Annotated in this window: 3 protein-coding genes and 1 pseudogene; 2 read left to right on the forward strand and 2 right to left on the reverse strand. The window is 50.9% G+C overall.

Going from position 1 to position 3529, the window contains the following annotated elements; genetic code table 11:
* The first annotated feature begins 677 nt into the window (after positions 1–677).
* Together CWE07_RS14105 and CWE07_RS14110 are read left to right on the forward strand one after the other, a co-directional pair.
* Positions 678–1292 carry a membrane-associated protein gene (locus tag CWE07_RS14105; protein WP_111570599.1) on the forward strand — a complete coding sequence of 205 codons (615 nt, stop codon included), beginning with the start codon at positions 678–680 and terminating at the stop codon, positions 1290–1292.
* An 80-nt stretch (positions 1293–1372) separates the two neighbouring features.
* A pseudogene (locus CWE07_RS14110) lies at positions 1373–1786 on the forward strand (SDR family oxidoreductase); the annotation flags it as partial.
* A 32-nt stretch (positions 1787–1818) separates the two neighbouring features.
* Here CWE07_RS14110 and CWE07_RS14115 read toward each other — a convergent pair.
* Positions 1819–2076, reverse strand: a complete 258-nt coding sequence (locus tag CWE07_RS14115; protein WP_111570600.1) for a hypothetical protein — start codon at positions 2074–2076, stop codon at positions 1819–1821.
* A 15-nt stretch (positions 2077–2091) separates the two neighbouring features.
* Complete coding sequence (locus CWE07_RS14120) at positions 2092–3369, reverse strand: APC family permease (RefSeq protein ID WP_111570601.1); 1278 nt, start codon at positions 3367–3369, stop codon at positions 2092–2094.
* Between the last annotated feature and the right edge of the window lie 160 nt (positions 3370–3529).

Here is a 3529-nt window from a genome sequence, read left to right on the forward strand (position 1 = left end):
ACGACCGGCATGCGATGAGGCATAAACCGGAGCCAAACTGTTGAAATCAGGAAATAATAGGTGGAGGCGAAGGTTGCCCAGAAAGGAGTTGGTAAAAAGAGGTATGGGCCACCACGGGCGATAACATCACCGCATGAGTTGCCGCCTGCTGCGCGGTCAAAGTCGCGCATGAGCCGTGACCCGAGCCAACACAATGACCGCAATCTGGAGGACAATCAGCACAATCCATATCCTCACAGCAATCAGCAGAGCCATGATCTAACACAGTGCCAGCCGAGTGCGCACTATTTGGTGGATTGCCTGCCATGCTCGGACAATGTTCGCTGTCGTCATCAGACGCAGTTCGTTCTTGAGAGGATGAAGCCATGTGCTCTCTAATCTCAACTGAGTTCTTCGTTGAGCTTTCTGCCACATCCCCGTGGTGAGCTGAGACTGAGGTTTCTTGCATTCTATGATCATGCATGACATCAGTAGCCGCAAGCGTACCAGAGAACGGTAAGCTCAGCAGCGAACACATTGTCACGAACAGAATCCAAAATCGCATTGAAAAACCCCAAATAATAACCTAGTTACTTTACACGCAAAATAGCGCAATGACAAGGTCAGCCGTCATTCAATCAGCAGCACGCATGCTAGACTAAACAGCACGTATAAACCAAAGGGAGTAGGCTTTCAAAGTGAATTTACTTAATTTTCGTCACCATCAGTACACCCGAGCAGGCTCTGGGCACGATGTGCCCATGTGGCTCAAGGTAAGCTTCACCGCCCTCGCCGTTGTTGTGTTTGTCGCGTACTGGGACTACTACGGACCTGAGAACTACCTGTGGTTTTCTGACATCGCCTTGTTTGCACTGGTACCTGCGCTATGGCTGGGAAACCGACTGATTGCCAGTACCATGGCGATCGCAGTTCTAATACCCGAAATCGTGTGGACACTAGATTTTATCACCCTTAGTTACTTCAGTGTGCTCGCAAATTACATGTTTGAGGCTGAGCGCGCCCTACACATCCGGGTATTGTCCGGTAAGTTTCACCTCGCCTTGCCCCCAGTTTTAATCTACATGCTGTACAAATTTGGCTATGGCCGCCGTGGTTTTGCGCTCCAGTGCCTGGTAGCACTTATCGTGCTGCCAGTTACCTACCTAGTCAGCGACCCCGAAGCCAATATCAACTGGGCGTTCGGCTCCGGTGAAGCGCAGGATATGATCAATCCATGGCTGTACTTATTGTTGCTCTGGTTTGCTATGGTGGTGATTATTTACTTACCCATTGGCTATGCAAACGCTTCCTAAGCACCTGCCGGTTGCCTGACTGTGATGCCAGGGACAAAAGTAATCAAGCTGGATAAGCAACTAAGGTTACCACCTGTTAGGTGTCAACAGCCCCGGGCGTAGAAAATGGCGACCCAGAGCAATGGCGCACCATGGTTGATCTAAATATCAATGCCTTACTGTACACGGCTAAGCTTACTTTACCGCATTTGCGAAAAAGCACCGGCCACTTTTTAATGACCGGATCAGCCGCAGGGCGTCGCGCTATTCAGGGCTCGGTTTACGGTGCAACCAAGTGGTTCGTACACGGCTTTGCCAACAACCTAGCTGAAGAAATGAAAGAATGGCAGGGCCGCTGTACCGTGATCGCGCCGGGCATGGTGGATACACCTTTCTTCGACGAACCTAAGCCAGATAAATTGCAAGCACCAGACGTGGCCGATGCCGTGTTGCACGCATTGAATGCCAACCCGCGCAACTGCGTACGGGAAATATTTCTGATGCCTGCGTTGTAAATACTCCCTCTACACAACGTATTCGGTGTAGCCTAGTGTTTGAACGCCACCATCGCGAATAACACTAGGTTCACCAACATCATCATCAGCACAATCGCCACAACCAATGTCAGCGCCACTGTCGCTATCCACGCCCCCCAGTGCATAAGATCAAAGGTAAACAAATGGTCGGACACGCTAGCCAATATGCCTCGGGCGATAAAATACGCTGGCACCCCGGCAAAAACCAACAGGCCAAGATAAACCACCGCTCTATCGCGGACCTTTTTCATTAACGAATTTTTCTTCATATATATTCCGCAAAGTTATTGTTGGCGCGTACGCTTGAAGCTGTGCCAAAGCAAGCCTATTAGAATAAACACACAACCCGCTATGAATACATACATATCTATAAAGAATATTAAGCCAAAGCAACTCATCAAGCCGGCAACCGAGACAATACGCGGCACAAAGCGTTGTTCGGCCGGTACTTTAAGCGCGGCAAGATTAGTAATGCCATAGTAGGTCAACACAGTAAACGCACTAAACGACCAAGCTAACTCAACATCGCCCAATAGGGCCAGCGCAGCCATCACAGCAACGGTTAGGTAAACAGAATTGGGCGCTGACGTGCGATCGCTATTGAGAGTCGCCATCGAGCGCGGTAAATCAGCGCGTCGCCCCATTGCCAGTACCACACGCGACACGCCCAATATTAGGTTAAGAATAACGCCAAGTAACGCGAGGCTGGCACCGACCAGCAGCACAAAGCGCAGCCAACCTTGTTCAGTCAAGGCGACCAGAGCCACTTCAGTAGCCTCCGCCGCAAGCCCCTCGGTGAACAGATCTGTATGCAACAGTGCATAACCAATCAGCAGATACAACGCGGTGGTTACGATGACCGTCAGCGCAATTGCTTTGGGGATGGTGCGTCGCGGCTGCATGACCTCTTCGCCCATGGTCGCGATACGCCCATAGCCCGTATACGCGACAAACAGCAGCGCGGCGGCGCCAAGCAGCGCGCGCCAACCAATGCCGTCGCTCACCGCAGTATCAAAGTTTAATACCTGCTCGCGTTGCACTGGCTCTGCCGTGGTAATAGTAAATAGAGCAAAAATAAGTAAAGCACTGATACTGATAATAATGATGACTAAGTTGGCTTGGTTTGAACGCCTTACGCCCGAATTAACCAGCAACATCAGGGTCAGCAAAACCAACAATGCGAGGGGTATCTGCAGCACCTGCGGCAAGCCAAGCAGGGGCATTAAGTACAGCCCAAAGGCTAAAGCCGCGGTTGCCGCTGAAGCACTTTTAGCAGCGACAAACAGCCAACCGGCCGTAAAGCCAGCCCAGTGGTTGAGGAATTTGTAGCCGTACTCATAAGTACCACCACTGACCGGGTGCACAGCAGCCAGCTGAGCGCTCGATAAGCCATTGCAGGCGGCCACGAAAGCAGCAATCAATATAGCCAATAATACCCATGAGCCAGTCATTTCCGTTGCCAGCGCAATAGACACATAGGCGCCGGTGCCAATGATGGCACCTAAGCCAAGCACCACAGCGCCCCATAGAGTGGTACTTCTTACCAGCTGACTATCTGCCATACCCTGTGGGATGGGCCTTGTTGAATAAATAGCGGAACTTTCTCAGTTAGCGTTGATCAGATCGCCAAACCACGCTGATACTAGACACCGCAATGAGCAAAGCAAAATACCGAGTTAAAAACTGGTCTGAATACAACAAAGCCCTTAAACAACGAGGCTC

It is taken from the genome of Aliidiomarina maris, assembly GCF_003987335.1.
In the GTDB taxonomy this organism is placed as follows: domain Bacteria; phylum Pseudomonadota; class Gammaproteobacteria; order Enterobacterales; family Alteromonadaceae; genus Aliidiomarina; species Aliidiomarina maris.